At 69.7% G+C, this 12,285-nt stretch carries 21 protein-coding genes; 1 reads left to right on the forward strand and 20 read right to left on the reverse strand.

The genetic code is table 11. The annotated features are described in order from the left end of the window. Nucleotides 1-51: 51 nt before the first annotated feature. The 14 genes from EAO70_RS05885 to EAO70_RS05955 all read right to left on the reverse strand — a co-directional run bounded on the left by EAO70_RS05885 (nt 52) and on the right by EAO70_RS05955 (nt 7,006). Nucleotides 52-1,074 (reverse strand): hypothetical protein, encoded by a 1,023-nt coding sequence (locus EAO70_RS05885; protein WP_148001948.1) that lies wholly within the window; start codon nt 1,072-1,074, stop codon nt 52-54. Next, entirely contained in the window at nt 1,071-1,370 is a 300-nt protein-coding gene (locus EAO70_RS05890) for a hypothetical protein (RefSeq protein ID WP_148001949.1), read from the reverse strand. Before EAO70_RS05890 ends, EAO70_RS05885 begins: the two co-directional genes overlap by 4 nt. Nucleotides 1,371-1,376: 6 nt before the next feature. Further along, a complete protein-coding gene (locus EAO70_RS05895) occupies nt 1,377-1,583 on the reverse strand; it encodes a hypothetical protein (RefSeq protein WP_148001950.1) in 207 nt (68 codons plus the stop codon). Between the two features lie 292 nt (nt 1,584-1,875). Beyond that, on the reverse strand, nt 1,876-2,076 hold the full coding sequence (locus EAO70_RS05905) for a hypothetical protein (RefSeq protein ID WP_148001952.1): 201 nt from the start codon (nt 2,074-2,076) through the stop codon (nt 1,876-1,878). Between the two features lie 20 nt (nt 2,077-2,096). Next, nucleotides 2,097-2,321 carry a hypothetical protein gene (locus EAO70_RS05910; protein WP_148001953.1) on the reverse strand — a complete coding sequence of 75 codons (225 nt, stop codon included), beginning with the start codon at nt 2,319-2,321 and terminating at the stop codon, nt 2,097-2,099. Further along, nucleotides 2,314-2,856, reverse strand: coding sequence for a class I SAM-dependent methyltransferase (locus EAO70_RS05915; protein WP_148001954.1), 543 nt, complete (start codon nt 2,854-2,856; stop codon nt 2,314-2,316). The genes EAO70_RS05910 and EAO70_RS05915 overlap by 8 nt, the downstream gene beginning before the upstream one ends. A 78-nt stretch (nt 2,857-2,934) precedes the next feature. Next, nucleotides 2,935-3,510, reverse strand: a complete 576-nt coding sequence (locus EAO70_RS05920; RefSeq protein WP_261992693.1) for a DUF4352 domain-containing protein — start codon at nt 3,508-3,510, stop codon at nt 2,935-2,937. Nucleotides 3,511-3,609: 99 nt separating this feature from the next. Then, nucleotides 3,610-3,894, reverse strand: coding sequence for a hypothetical protein (locus tag EAO70_RS05925; RefSeq protein WP_148001956.1), 285 nt, complete (start codon nt 3,892-3,894; stop codon nt 3,610-3,612). 10 nt (nt 3,895-3,904) lie between these two features. After that, nucleotides 3,905-4,825, reverse strand: a complete 921-nt coding sequence (locus EAO70_RS05930; protein ID WP_148001957.1) for a hypothetical protein — start codon at nt 4,823-4,825, stop codon at nt 3,905-3,907. A gap of 33 nt (nt 4,826-4,858) precedes the next feature. Continuing rightward, a complete protein-coding gene (locus EAO70_RS05935; RefSeq protein WP_148001958.1) occupies nt 4,859-5,305 on the reverse strand; it encodes a hypothetical protein in 447 nt (148 codons plus the stop codon). Between the two features lie 25 nt (nt 5,306-5,330). Continuing rightward, nucleotides 5,331-5,573, reverse strand: coding sequence for a hypothetical protein (locus tag EAO70_RS05940; protein WP_261992694.1), 243 nt, complete (start codon nt 5,571-5,573; stop codon nt 5,331-5,333). A 124-nt stretch (nt 5,574-5,697) separates the two neighbouring features. Then, nucleotides 5,698-5,967: a hypothetical protein gene (locus EAO70_RS05945; RefSeq protein ID WP_148001960.1), complete on the reverse strand. Its 270-nt coding sequence runs from the start codon at nt 5,965-5,967 to the stop codon at nt 5,698-5,700. A 27-nt stretch (nt 5,968-5,994) separates the two neighbouring features. Then, nucleotides 5,995-6,573, reverse strand: coding sequence for a hypothetical protein (locus EAO70_RS05950; protein WP_148001961.1), 579 nt, complete (start codon nt 6,571-6,573; stop codon nt 5,995-5,997). A gap of 37 nt (nt 6,574-6,610) precedes the next feature. Next, nucleotides 6,611-7,006, reverse strand: a complete 396-nt coding sequence (locus EAO70_RS05955) for a hypothetical protein (RefSeq protein ID WP_148001962.1) — start codon at nt 7,004-7,006, stop codon at nt 6,611-6,613. Between the two features lie 55 nt (nt 7,007-7,061). Here EAO70_RS05955 and EAO70_RS05960 point away from each other — a divergent pair, with 55 nt between their 5' ends. Continuing rightward, entirely contained in the window at nt 7,062-7,319 is a 258-nt protein-coding gene (locus tag EAO70_RS05960) for a hypothetical protein (protein WP_148001963.1), read from the forward strand. Nucleotides 7,320-7,475: 156 nt separating this feature from the next. On the opposite strand, the gene EAO70_RS05965 is transcribed toward EAO70_RS05960, so the two are convergent. From EAO70_RS05965 to EAO70_RS05990, 6 genes are all read right to left on the reverse strand, one after another. Then, a complete protein-coding gene (locus EAO70_RS05965; protein WP_148001964.1) occupies nt 7,476-9,518 on the reverse strand; it encodes a hypothetical protein in 2,043 nt (680 codons plus the stop codon). Continuing rightward, the gene (locus EAO70_RS05970; protein WP_148001965.1) at nt 9,515-10,801 is read right to left on the reverse strand and encodes a hypothetical protein; all 1,287 of its coding nucleotides are present in this window, start codon (nt 10,799-10,801) and stop codon (nt 9,515-9,517) included. The genes EAO70_RS05965 and EAO70_RS05970 overlap by 4 nt, the downstream gene beginning before the upstream one ends. Nucleotides 10,802-10,822: 21 nt before the next feature. Beyond that, a complete protein-coding gene (locus tag EAO70_RS05975; protein ID WP_148001966.1) occupies nt 10,823-11,041 on the reverse strand; it encodes a hypothetical protein in 219 nt (72 codons plus the stop codon). Continuing rightward, entirely contained in the window at nt 11,038-11,529 is a 492-nt protein-coding gene (locus EAO70_RS05980) for a DUF6919 domain-containing protein (protein WP_148001967.1), read from the reverse strand. The genes EAO70_RS05975 and EAO70_RS05980 overlap by 4 nt, the downstream gene beginning before the upstream one ends. A gap of 84 nt (nt 11,530-11,613) precedes the next feature. Beyond that, entirely contained in the window at nt 11,614-11,811 is a 198-nt protein-coding gene (locus EAO70_RS05985; RefSeq protein ID WP_148001968.1) for a hypothetical protein, read from the reverse strand. A gap of 9 nt (nt 11,812-11,820) precedes the next feature. Next, nucleotides 11,821-12,285: DUF6919 domain-containing protein (locus EAO70_RS05990; RefSeq protein WP_187283748.1), on the reverse strand; the 465-nt coding region annotated here is incomplete at its 5' end.

Raw genomic sequence — 12,285 nt, forward strand, 5'->3', positions numbered from 1 at the left:
AGGGACAGGGGCCGGCAGGGGGGTACCCCCCCAGGTACCGGCTGGTATTGATCAGCCGAAGGCTGTCGCGTCGATCACTGAGCCGGCCGCGACCAGGACGGCTGCGGTGACCTGGATGATCAGCCCGTTGGCCGTCTGTGAGCCTGCCTTGACCCGTGTCGTGGCCTTGCCGATCAGGCCTTGGCCTCCGACGACCTCGACCTGATAGGTGCTGCTTGGCATCGGCGTCGTCCAGGTGACCGCCTGCTCGTAGGTGGCTCCGAGGGCGATGAGTGGCAGTACGACTGTCGCCCTGCGGATGGTGCGTGCCTGCAGGGCGGTGACTGCAGCCTCCAGGGCTGTGAGCTTGGCCTGCGCAGTGGCGACGCCAGCCGCAGCCTGGTCCGCCTTGGTGCTCGCTGCTGCTGCGGTCGCCTGTGCCTGGCTGGCTGTGGTCTGCGCGGCTGTCGCTGTGGTCCGTGCGGTGGCGGCGTCCGTGCCGGCCTGAGTGGCAGAGGCCTTGGCTGCTGTGGCGTCGGTACTGGCTTGTGCTGCCGAGGTCTTGGCTGTGCTCGCCTCAGTCTGCGCTGCAGATGCCTGCGCCTTGGCCTCGCCTGCTGCGGCCTGCGCTGCGGCGCCCGCAGCCGCGGCCTGTCCTGCCTGGGTGCCGGCCTCGGTGGCGAGAGTGCTGGCCTGTTCTGCCAGGGATGCCGCGGACTGCGCGGCACCGAGGGCTATGGCCGCCTGGTTTTGCGCGGCCTGCCCTGCGACGCCGGCGGCTTCTGCTGCGGACTGGGCGTCCTCGGCCGTCTCCTGCAGCCGGGCGATGGCTTGGTTGGCTGCGTCGATGAGGCCTTGGAGTCTGGCGTGCTCCTCGCTGGCGTTCTGCCGTAGCGGGGCGAGCTGGGCGGCGATGTCGCCGAGGGTGGCGAGCCTGGTCGCCATGTCGGCTGCGAGGCGCTCCTGCTCGGCTTTCTGTGCGGCCAGCCGTTCGGCGACTTCGGTGTTGTCGGCGAGTGCCGCGTTGGCGACTGTCTCGACCATGGCTTTGGTCGCGGCGTCGGGCACCTTGGGCGTGTAGGCGGTGCGCTTCATGTCCTGGTCACCGACACCTTCGGGGAGCCGGAGGAGATGAGTTTGACGACGGTCGGCCCTGCGGTGGGCGGCTCTACCTGCGCACTGCTGATGGCTGCGGGAAGGACTCTGCTGCCGCGGCCTTCGACTGAGGGCTCGTTGCCGTCGACGGTGAAGTAGACGGGCGCCGCGCCGTCGTGGGAGAGGACTTCGACTTCGTTGACGTCGTCGGGGAATCGGAAGCTGGTGACTTGGCCAGGCTGGAGGACGACGCCGTGGATGCCCCATTCGCCGGGTTGCACCTGGTAGTCAGTCACGGTGGATCACTCCCTTGGTGGCGCGGGCTCCTCGTCTGGGGTGTCGACTCGCTCGATGTGGGCGCCTTGGCCACCGGGGATGGCGAGGCAGACGCCGTTGTTGTCGGTGAAGACGGCCCATCCGCCGGTGAAGGCGAGTTCGAGGGTGCCGTCCTCAACGAGTACGTCCTCGCGCCGCAGCTCGGCCGGATGCCGGATGAGATAGGCGGGCACGGTCACCTCATTCCAGGGTGCTGCTCTGCTGGCCGGGTGCGTCCGGGGCGCGGGGTGGCCCTCTGGGCGGCGTTCCCTTCGGCGCTGGACTTCTGGTCGTGGCAGGGGCCACAGACGCCTTGGAGGCCGGCATCGCTGTGGTCGTCTTCCTTGGCCACGATGTGGTCGCAGAACGCGGACGGCCTGACGTCGCAGATCTTGCAGATCGGGTCACGTTCTAGGATCCGGGCCCGGATGCGCTGCCAGCTCGGCGGGAGCCGCGCGACGCGGTTCGAGCCCTTCCAGCCGCCGCTCACGTGGCGGCCTCTGTTGGGGCCTCAACCCTGTAGCGACCGGACCCGTCGGGGTAGGGTCGAATGATCTCCTCGGCCTCGTCCGGGACAGCCCTGCCCTGCCTTCCAGCGAAGTAGCGGGCATAGACCCGGGCGACATCCGGGTTCGGGGGCCGTTCGGGGCTGTGAACGGTGAAGAAGATGCAGTGAGCGTCGCTCATGGCGCTACCTCCCAAAGGAGTCAGGCCTGTTCAGCGCGGATGCTGATGCTGCGGGCAAACATGGTGATGGTGACGGTGACGAGCTCTTCGTCCGTGATGTCGCTGATCCGGATCAGAGAGTCCGCAGGGATGGAGACTGCGACCCCGTTGATCCGGACGTGGTTAGGGAGCACGATGTCACTGCCCTCGACCGGCTGCTTGCGCTGCTCGATGATCTCGATGTCGACTCCGCGGAGTTCAGCCACGGCGGGACCACCACCACACGCCGAGCGTCTCGCCGTACTCGTAGTCGAGCTTGCCGCCGAGGGCGTTGAGGACCTGGCACATGTCGTCGGCGTCCCAGTGATGAATGTGAGCCTCGTGCGGGTTGCCGTCGACCTGGCCTTGCGGCGCTTCGACGATCGGGAGGGAGGCGAGGATGTTCCAGCAGCCGGCCGCCTCGGCCTTGTGCAGGAGTGCGATCGCGTCCTCGCGGGGCATGTGCTCTAGGACGTCGCCGAAGATGACGAGGTCGCGGTGGAAGAGGTGGTCCTCGGATTCGCGGGCGTCCCCGATGTGGAGCTCGTCGTACATGGTTCGGGTCTTGGTGGAGCGCAGCTTGTACTTGGCCACGTAGGGCTTGTGGATCTCGATGCCAGTCCACCAGATGCCGCGGTGTAGGGGCCGGAACAGCTTGGCGTAGGTGCCTTCGCCGGGCCCGACGTCGGTCACGGTGTCGGGCAGGTGGCGGGCGAATCGTTCGAGGGACCAGTCCTTGCCCTCGGCGATACTGGTGGGCATTGGCGGCCTCCTCTGATGGGTCCCGCCGTCCGCGACGGGGGCGTGGACGGCGGGACGTTCAGGGGGCGACCTCGGCTGTTACAGCTTCCACTCGCCGGTCTGGTCGGAGAAGCCGCTGTTCATGCCGAACTGCACGGTGGTGATCTTCGAGTTCTTGGGTGCTTCGAAGACGAGCCAGCCGAGCGCTTTGGCGCCGGGCTTAAGGGTGACGCCAGAGGCCATCGAGGGACCGGCTTTGATGTCGGCAATGACGCCGTTGAACCTCTGGCCGTCGGCGTCGGCGATCTGCATGCCGTTGCTGGGGCTGTCGTCGTACACGGCGGTGCCGCTGTTGACGATCTCGATCTGGAAGCCGATCCAGCGGTTGCCGTCGTCGGGGTTGAAGAACTCGTCCTTCGGGGCGGCCGGGTCGGAGACCTTCTTGAGCGTGACCGAGATCTGCTGGCCGTCTTCGATGCCCTTGAGGGTGATGGCGTCCCCCAGGCCGGCGTCCTTCGGCGCGGGCGCTTCCGTCTTCTTGGCAGGCGTCTCGCTGGCTGTGGGGGCGGTCGGCTTCGGGTCGGGCTTGGTGGCGACCTCGGGCTCGGTGCCGGTGCAGGCGGCGAGCGTGAGGGTGAGGGCCGCGGTGGTTGCGGCGATGGCGGTGCGTCGCATGGTCCCCCCAGGACGTTGCGTGATGAGAGGTCTCATCGTTGTCCCTGCTGCGAGGGTTGGAGGCGTTGTCTCCGTTTCGTGACCTATGCGGTACGCATCTCAGTTGATGCTGAAGCGGGGGCTGGCGACGACCGGCTTCTCGGGCGGCGCGGTGATCTCGACCCACACCCGGTAGGCGCCCGGCCCGAGTTCCACGACCCCGTCTGGGCCGACGAGGAGGCTGGCGTGCGGGATGCCGCCGATGGTCTTCCACTCTGCCGCATGCCAGTCGTCGGCTTCGGGTCGTTCTCCGTCGGGGAGGACTGCGACGCGGACGCTGTACGACGTGGGGTCGCTGGCGGACACGACGGGCGTGAGGAGCTCTTCGAGGCTGCTGCGGTCCACGGTGCCCCCTCTATGTCCGTGGCGTGCCTGCGCTCCAGGCGGGTGTGCGCGGCCGCCGCGCGGTCCACAGGCTGTGGGGTGTTCCGGCTGCGACCCTGTCGATGCCGTCCCCGCCTGCCGCGGTGAGCGGTCTCGCGGTGCTGGTCTCGATGGCGACGCCGAGGACCGAGGTCTTGGCGCCTGTCAGCAGCTGGGCGGTCTCGGTGGCTGTGGCTGCCGTGAGGCTGCGGCTGATGGCGCCGGTGAGGGCCTGAGCCGTCTCGACCGCGGCCGCAGCGGTGAGGGCCGCCATCTTGGCGCCGGCCACGGACTGGGCGGTGTCAGCCTCCAGCGTGGCGCCGAGCGAGCCCGCCTTGCTGCTGGCCAGCCCCTGCGCGTTATCGGCCTCGGCGGCGATGCCGAGCGTCACCCCAGCGGTCACGTCCGCGGCAGCGAAGTCGTCGAAGCGGATTGCGGCGGTGGAGACCGACCGGAGGCCGACGCTGGTGCCGCTTGCGACAGCCGTGTCGGTGACGGACACCCGCTGCACGCCGTTGACGAAGGCCTTGATCGTCGACCCGACGGCCTGGACCTTCGCAACGTTGCCCGGGGCCGCGGCTGCCGCGTAGGAGCCGATGGCCGTGAACGTGCCGCTGACGACGCTGAAGAGCGTCCACTCGCTGCCGTCGTTCCGCCACAGGTACCCGTTGCTGATGTTGCTGTTCCCGCGGCACCACACCCCGTGGCTGGCCGCGGTGGTGGCTGCGATGGTGACCTGCGCCGAGTGGTCGCTGCTGTCCATGGGCCCGGCCGCGCGGAGGATGATCGTGCCGCCGTCCGAGCCCGGGCTGAGTTGGTTGGAGGCGATCGCCCAGAAGCCCGATACCTGCACCCAGCCGGCGCCCAAGTTGCTGCTGTCGGCGCGGTTGAAGTCGTCAGTGAAGCTGGCCACGGCGACCTCCCGCCCCGGTCGGTAAGCCGGCCGTCACGCGGTGGAGGTCGCGCGGTAGAAGTCGGCGACCGTCAGCTGGAAGTTATTGCCGTCAGGGGTCATCGTGACGTCGTGCTTCGTCAGCGGGATCAGGTCGGCGTCCGTCCCGGTCGTGGTGTCAGGGTCGTAGCAGATGACCACGGCGCCGATCGGGTTGCCAGTCGCGGCAGTCCAGGTGATGGCGCTGCAGTTCAGAGCAACCCGATCGAGCGTGTCGTCGACGGTGACCGTGACGCCCGAGAGCGTCTTGCGGCCCATGCTGGTCTGCTCGTTGGACGTGCCTGCGAGGAGGCTGGCGAGGTCGTCGTAGTCGCGGATCACGGCGTCCGTGGCGAGGCCCGTCGCTTCGAGGGGGACGGCGATCAGTGCGTCGTTGGCGGCCGGGAGGGCGGCGAGCGCCGCGACGCGTCCCAGGGCGGTGTTGAAGACGAGGTTCGACATCGTCGGCTCCTCTCGCGTGGGTTGGTCAGGCGGCGCGGGCCCGCTGCGGTGTGCGCTTGTAGCCGGCGGCGAGTGCCTCTATCTCGGGGAGCGCGTACATGGTCTTGTACTCGTGGCCTTGGCCGGAGTAGTGGCGGGGGTCGCCCTTGTAGCGGGCGACTTTCCCGCGGGAGGCCCACTTCCGGATGACGGGCTCGGGGACGCCGGTGGCGGCGGCGGCTTCGTGGGCGTAGACGAGATCTTTGGGGTAGAGCTCGGTCGGGTCCACGGTGCCCCCTGACAAGCAGAAAGCCCCCGGCGGATGCTGGGGGCTTGAAGTAGCTGCGGACACACTGGTATCCGGATGGGGGCAGTGTGACATACGGCTGCTCGGGCTGACAACTACTGATCTGCTATGCGTCTTCTCGCTGCGTTCGCGCGAGGGCGGCGGTGCATCGGCCGCAGAGGTCTCCGGTCTCGTCACTGGGCCCGATGCAGAGGTGGCTGCCGCAGTAGTAGCCGCCGCAGCCGTGCTCGTCGCCGCCGGGTGTCTGGCCGCAGAGGTGGGCGAGTCCGCGGTCGATGTCGGCATCGCAGCCAGGCTCTTCACAGGTGGCGTCGATGCCGTACCCGGCCTCGATGGTCTCGCCGTTGCGCTGGATGGTGTAGCTGGCGTATCCCATGGTCTTCTCCTCTGTTTGCGTTGGGTCTTACCCGTTTGATGCCTGGGTGGCTTCTCGAATGAGCTGAAGAGCTTCGGCCTGTGTCCGCCCGGGTTGGTCGTTCCATGCGTGGTAGTCGGCTTCGATCCCCCGCCGCCGGAGCACGTTCTGCATGGCCTGCCCGGCTGCTTCGGCGGTCTCCTCGTCCCCGTAGCCGAGCCGGTAGAGCACGGCTTGGGCGCCGAGGATGCAGCGTGCGCCTCCGCGAGATCGGAGTCCGCCGCGGTGGTGGCCGTACTGCTCGAGTACGAGCGCGGTGAGTTCGAGGTGCTGCTGGACGGTGACGGGTCGGCCGGCGCCGTGGAGGCGCCGGGCGGGGGTGAGGGCGAGGGCCCAGTCGGGGATGATGCGCCACCAGCGTGCGGGGGCCTGGAGGACGGGCGCCGCAGTGACGAGCTCGGCCTCCGGCACGGCGAGTGCTTCGGCGACGAGCTGGGCGGTGGTCTTGGTGACGAGCGGGTGCGCGGTCTTCGGGGCCTGCTGGGCGAGGTAGGCCTCGATGTCGGCGATGAGGGTGGCCGCGTCGACTGTCAGTTCGGCGGGGCGGGTGGCGGTCGACGCGGCCATGGGGTGTCTCCTTCGATGCGGTCGTTGGTGGGGGTGGTCAGCGGCTGGCGGCGGTGCGGTAGCGGCGGGAGAGGTCGTCGGCCTGCTGCCTGGCGTGGAGGTCGGCGACGGCCTTGGCGGCGCGCTGGGCGTCTTCGGTGTAGGCGTCGTGGGAGTCGCGGGCGCCGAGGTTGGGCAGGTGGCTGGGCCGCTGGGTGAAGATCTTGCGCTCCTTGCGGAGGAGGCTCTGCGCGGTGGTGACGGCGCCGTTGGTGGGCGACTCGACCTCGCGGTTGCCCATGAGGCTGGTCGTGTCGGTGACGATCCACTCGCTGTAGGTGGGGCCGCGGTCGTAGTGCTCGTTGATGACGTACAGGTGGTCGCCGGGCTTGATGCTGCGAAGGAGCTTCTTCTCGTCGCCGCGGGTGGCTTCGTAGGAGGACTGGAGTCCCATGTCGGTTCCTTTCGGGTTGGGGGTCAGGGGTGGGGGGCTGGGTGAAGATGCCGCCGTGGCGGGAGAGGAGTTGCGGGAGGCTGATGGAGCCTGGGCCGGTGGTGGTGTCGGCGGGGCGGACGAGGTGGCTGCCGAAGGCGGCGCTGATGTCGTCGGTGACGATGTACTCGCCGCCGATGGCGTAGAGCCGGTCGCCGGGCTGTACGTCGTTGGCGAGGTCTGCGGCGTCGGCTCGGGTGCGCTGGTAGTAGGGCTTGAGGGGCATGTCCGGGTCTCCTCTCAGGTCGGGATCTTCTTCACATATAGGGCGTGACAGGGCCGGTGACAGCCCATGACAGTGCAGGTCAGGGGGCTGCGAGGGGTGTTGACGGGCCGGTGACATGTCACGGGCTGGAGGTCGGTGTCAGCGGCTTGTCACGGGGTCTGTCAACGCCGTGACCTGCGATGTCACCGGCTCGCCAGGGGCGAGTCAGGCGTCTTCGTCCGTGAGTTGGAGCAGCGTGGCCAGCAGGTAGCCCTTGTGCCGGTCGGGGCCGTCCCGCCACTGCTTGGTCTTCATGTCGACGTTGGGGGCGATCTGTGCAGCCTGCTTGCGGAGGGCCTCCTGGAAGCGCGCCATGGCCTTGGCCGGCTCCTCGTCGTCCTGGGGCGCCCACGTCTCGGAGGCGGAGGAGACGTACTCGTAAATCTCCTCGCTGGTCATGCGCTCGGGGTCACTGCTGGCGGTGAAAGCGAGCCGAGCGAGCTCGACGGCTTCGGGGAGAGCCGTGCGGGGCTTGACCGTGTGGAGGTCGTCGAAGGTGACCCCGGCGGCCTGAAGGGAGATGTCATCGATCCACGGGCGGCCAGCTGCGGCCCGGGCTGCTGCACGCTCCTTGCCCTCAGCGGGGGTCATGGAGATGAACTTGTGGATGAGCGGGTCGTGCTGGCCGCCGCCCATGATGTACGCCTTGCCGGCGTCGGCCGGGTCCTCGCCCTGGGCGGGGTGGAGGCGGTCGGGCCTGTAGCCGTTGGCGCCGGCGCCTGCACCGAAGACCTGGACAATGTCCTGGTGTCGGGCCGGTCCGACAATCTTGAGGGCGATGCTGTCGGCGATCGCGGCACCGATCGAGTCCTTCGTCGCTTCCTGGGCGGCGAGACCGACCTGGACGCGTGCTTTACGCCCGACGCGGAGGATCGCGACGACTAGGGCCTTGGCTTTCGGGGACAGCTGCGGGTACTCGTCGATGAGGGCGACGATCGCCGGGTACTCGTGGGACGGGATCCAGTTGTCGCCCATACCGAGGTGGCCGAGGAGCGTCGCCCGGGCCTTGGCGATCTTGAGGAGCTTCTCCAGGACGGCTTCGATGATGTGCATCTGGTCCGCGCCGACTACTCGCACTCCGACGGCTTCGGCGAGGGGTTCGAGGCCGTTGCCGCCGGGGTCGAGGTCGATGACGACGGTGTCCTCGCATGCGGTGAGGACATCGCCGATGGACCTCATGGTGACGGACTTCCCGCCGCCGGATGAGGCAATGACGATGAAGTGCAGCCCGAGGAATGACAGTTCCGTGGGCTGCCCGTCCATTCGGAGGGCGAGCAGGGCCCGGTCCCGCAGCCGACCACTGTTGGGCGCCCGGTCGGGCAGGGCCGGCATCTTGACGAACGGATCGCCTTCGACGAGGCGAAGGGTCGCGCGGGCCCGGCTGGTACGGAGCGGCTGGCAGAGGAGGCCGTCGACGGGCAGGTCGAGGGGGGTCTCCAGGTCGCCGGCCTTGGCGATGAGGTCGGCGGGGGTGCCCTTCTTGAGGCGGACGTTGATCTCCCAGCCCCAGTCGTAGCGGCGCCCGGCCTCGACTTCGGCGACCGCGATTCCTTCGGAGACGAGGGCGCGGCGGACGCATTCGGCGGCTTCGGTGCGGCTGGTGGCGTCGGCGATCGGGAACGGCTCGCCGTCAGCCGAGAGGATCTCGATGCGACCGGGGTCGTCTTCGGCAGCGATGACGCTGGGCTGGCCGCGCCAGGCGCCGTAGCCGATGGTGACGAGGCCGAGGAGGAGGCTGGTCCACACTCCGCCGGTAGCGACGGCGACGCCGCCGGCGGTTCCGGTGGTGGCCATCCAGGCGCCGGTCTTGGCGCCGTAGACGAGCCGGTGGTGCTTGTAGGCCTCGCGGAGCCGGACGACGTTACGGGTGGCGGCCTGCTCGGCTTCGGCGTTGCCCCTGGCGGCCTTCCGGTCGGCGCGGGCGGTGCGGATCATCTGGGGGTAGTCGTCGCGGTAGCCGTCGACCCAGCGGGCGGCGAGGCGCCAGTAGCCGCGGGCGGCCCAGGGCAGGTAACCCCAGTTGGTGGCGGCGTGCTGGCGGGCGAGCCGGGCGCGTTCGCCGGCGGACAGGACCCATGCAGGCCGGGTGGCGAGCTCGGCGCCCTGGTGCTCGACGACCGTGCCCTCGACGGCCGGGAGGGTGTCGTCCTTGACGAGGGTGAGCGGGGGGCGCTCGGGAGTCTGCTGGGTGTGGGCTGCGGTGGTCACGACTGCTCCTCGGAGGCGGCGTTGGACTGGCGCTTGGCGTCGGCCGCGAGGGCTCGGGCGACCGGGTGAAACGCGGGGGTGTCACCGCGCTTACGGCGGGGCGGCATGGGCCTGTACGAGGAGCGTCGCGACGGGGCCTTCACTTGGTTCACACGCTGGGCGTTCGTGGCCTTGACGGGCTTCTCGCCGGGGGCTTCGGAGCGGGCTGCGATGACGCGCCTGGCGGCGATGTTGCGACCTCGGATGATGTCGACAGACTCGGCCGGGTCGGTGCCCTCGATGTCGTTGTGCGCGCGCTTCCAGACAGCCTCGGTGACGGCCGTCTCGCCGGTCGCGGCAGCGAGCTTCACGGCGTGCTGCCAGACCTTCGGGAAGTACTCGGCGCGCTGCCTCGCGAGTTCCTGCGCCTGTTCCTCTGCGACCTTGCGCGCCTCCTCCTTAGCGGCGGCTTCCTTCGCCTCCGCGACCGCCCGCTCGGCGGCCTCCGTGCGGGCCGCCTTCTTCTCGGCGCGGCGCTGGCGCCAGGTGAGGGCACCGTCGCGGCGGGCAATCCGGCCGTGCTCATGGAGATCCCACATGCCGGGCCCGGCGATCGAGGCGAGCGCGGTGCCGAAGGCTGTGGCGGCATCGAAAGCGTCGAGGCCGTGGACGATGTTGATCGTGGCGGCGGTGAGCGCGCCACCCCAGGCGACAAGCCGGTAGTGCCAGTGCGGGCGGCCGGCGGTGACTGCGGCGGCGGCACCGACGAGGGCGACGAGGGCGATGACCTCAATGAAGACGGGGGCGACGAGGAGGTACTCGGATCCGGGCTTGTAGAAGGCGGCCATCTGGACGGGGAGAGCCACGGTCGCGCACAGAGCGTAGAAGCCCTTGGCGGTGTTCCTCCATCGGCCGCTGGCGGTCTCGACGGCCTGTACCGTATCGGCCTCGGCCTGCTTGGTGGCTTCGGCCTGCTCGCGCTCTTCAGCGGCGGCCCGCTCTTCGGCTTCCCGCTTCCGGTTCGCCTCGGCGATCTTGGCGAGCTCGGTGGCCTTCTCCCGCTCGAAGCGGAGCGCGGCCCGCTCGTTGGCGAGGCGCTGCCGCTCGGCCTCCTCGGTCGCCTTGATGCGGACGGCGTCGGCTTCGGCTTCGGCTTTGATGCGGCGCTCTTCGATCTCGGCGGCGGTCAGGGCGCGGATCTTCTCGGCCTCGGCCTCGGCGATACCGGCCCTCGCCCACGACTCGGCGTGCGAGGTCTGGGGCAGCTGGTGCCCGTTGACCTTCTCGATGGGCGTGACGCTCACGGTGATCAATCCCTTCGGGGGTTAAGTGCGGGTGCGCTGTGGCGGGATGGTGGTGGTCTTGGCGGAGTGGGCGATGCGCTGTTCGTCGAGGAGTCCGTCGAAGGTGACGGCTGCCGCGGCGAGGCCGACGAGGGCGAGGCGGGTGAGGAGCGGGGCCTGGAGCCCGAAGACCCAGGCGAAGCCGGCGAAGAGGAGAAAGACGCGAGCCCGGGTCAGGCCGATCAGCAGGCCGAGGTTCACCGGACTACTCCAGCCAGTGCGGGCCACAGGCGGTCGTCGCGACCCCAGACCGGGTCGTAGATGTGGATGCTGGCGCCGTGCTCCCGCAGCTCGCGGAGGGCACGGTGGCCGACACCGCGCCACATGGTGTGGACGTAGTCGCGGCGCCAGCGCCAGCCACCGAATGTGGTGAACGGGCGACCGTTCTCCTCGGTGATCACGTGCTGCTGCTTCGGCCAGCCGCGAACGACGGTGAATCCCTGGCCCTGAAGGGCAAGCAGCCGGCCGAATAGCGGACCGTGGTCGTGGACGATGCCGTCGACCGACGCTCGCTGGCGGTAGCGTCCGTCAACCTCGCCGGGCTGGGAACCGACGGTGACGAACCCGGCCCGATTGAGGGTTACCAGGACCGGCACGAGGTGCCGGGCGCCGTTCTCCTCCTCCGCGCCGAACTCATCGGACAGGTAGCCGGGCCAGTTCGGGACCCGGCCTTCCAGCCAGCCGGCCATGTTCTGTCGGCGTCGGTGGGCTGGTAGCCCTTCGGTTCCGGCTCGCGGCTGAACAGGCCCATGGCGGGCTCCTTTCGGATGGGGTCAGTCCTGGCGGCCGGGGGTCGGCTCGGCGCCGGGGAGCATGGCCGCGATCTGGAAGCCGGCCCAGGTGATGACGACGCCGAAGATGAGCCCGGCCTGCGACTCGGTGATGTCGGCGGCCTGCGCGAGGACCGGGGCGAGGTGCACGCCAACCAGGCCGAGGCCGAGGGCGATGAGGAGGGAGACGGCGATGCGCACGGCGGGCTCCTAGCGGGGGTCGGGGGTGTCGAGGACGTGCTGGCGGTAGCGGAGTGCGGCGGCGAGCGCGGCGTCGCATTCGTCGCTGCCGCCGTGTCGGTCGGCTTCGGCCTTGCCGGCCTGGGTGGCGGCGACGATCTCGTCGGCTGCGGCGAGGGCCTGGTCGCGGGTGACCATCACGTGCTGCTGCTTCGGCCAGCCGCGAACGACGGTGAATCCCTGGCCCTGAAGGGCAAGCAGCCGGCCGAATAGCGGACCGTGGTCGTGGACGATGCCGTCGACCGACGCTCGCTGGCGGTAGCGTCCGTCAACCTCGCCGGGCTGGGAACCGACGGTGACGAACCCGGCCCGATTGAGGGTTACCAGGACCGGCACGAGGTGCCGGGCGCCGTTCTCCTCCTCCGCGCCGAACTCATCGGACAGGTAGCCGGGCCAGTTCGGGACCCGGCCTTCCAGCCAGCCGGCCATGTTCTG

It is taken from the genome of Streptomyces sp. adm13(2018), assembly GCF_008042145.1.
Classification (GTDB): Bacteria; Actinomycetota; Actinomycetes; order Streptomycetales; family Streptomycetaceae; genus Streptomyces.

Coding starts and splice junctions, on each gene's coding strand:
- EAO70_RS05920 (WP_261992693.1), bottom strand. CDS start 3,510: ATGCGACGCACCGCCATCGCCGCAACCACCGCGGCCCTCACCCTCACG.
- EAO70_RS05915 (WP_148001954.1), bottom strand. CDS start 2,856: ATGCCCACCAGTATCGCCGAGGGCAAGGACTGGTCCCTCGAACGATTC.
- EAO70_RS05935 (WP_148001958.1), bottom strand. CDS start 5,305: ATGTCGAACCTCGTCTTCAACACCGCCCTGGGACGCGTCGCGGCGCTC.
- EAO70_RS05905 (WP_148001952.1), bottom strand. CDS start 2,076: ATGAGCGACGCTCACTGCATCTTCTTCACCGTTCACAGCCCCGAACGG.
- EAO70_RS05945 (WP_148001960.1), bottom strand. CDS start 5,967: ATGGGATACGCCAGCTACACCATCCAGCGCAACGGCGAGACCATCGAG.
- EAO70_RS05980 (WP_148001967.1), bottom strand. CDS start 11,529: ATGGCCGGCTGGCTGGAAGGCCGGGTCCCGAACTGGCCCGGCTACCTG.
- EAO70_RS05885 (WP_148001948.1), bottom strand. CDS start 1,074: ATGAAGCGCACCGCCTACACGCCCAAGGTGCCCGACGCCGCGACCAAA.
- EAO70_RS05955 (WP_148001962.1), bottom strand. CDS start 7,006: ATGGGACTCCAGTCCTCCTACGAAGCCACCCGCGGCGACGAGAAGAAG.
- EAO70_RS05950 (WP_148001961.1), bottom strand. CDS start 6,573: ATGGCCGCGTCGACCGCCACCCGCCCCGCCGAACTGACAGTCGACGCG.